This window comes from Shewanella sp. CAL98-MNA-CIBAN-0140 (assembly GCF_040309905.1).
Lineage (GTDB): Bacteria > Pseudomonadota > Gammaproteobacteria > Enterobacterales > Shewanellaceae > Shewanella > Shewanella psychromarinicola.
Genome location: NZ_JBEOPI010000287.1, coordinates 1 through 238, shown reverse-complemented (window position 1 = coordinate 238; position 238 = coordinate 1). Strand labels below are relative to the sequence as shown.

Sequence of the window (238 nt, the reverse complement as noted above, 5' to 3'; positions counted from 1 at the left end):
CATCATCAATATTATACTGCTGGGATAAGCGATATTTTAACCATAGATGAAACCGTTAAAGCTAATCCTCAAGCGATGTTCCAACTCTGTAAAGGCGCCCTTAGTTCAGGTTTTAGAGAGTTTAGTGCCAATGTTACTAATAACGATTTAGTCCGTGTTACTGGTTATATGGTTAAACGCTCAGACATTGAGACTTTTAAGCAATGCGGTTCACGCACCAACACCACAGGGTTAGCAG

Annotated in this window: 1 protein-coding gene; it reads left to right on the top strand. The window is 40.3% G+C overall.

From position 1 onward, the window contains the following. A partial coding sequence (locus tag AAEY93_RS21105; RefSeq protein ID WP_351079708.1) for a glycyl radical enzyme domain-containing protein occupies nt 1-238 on the top strand: 238 nt, incomplete at both ends.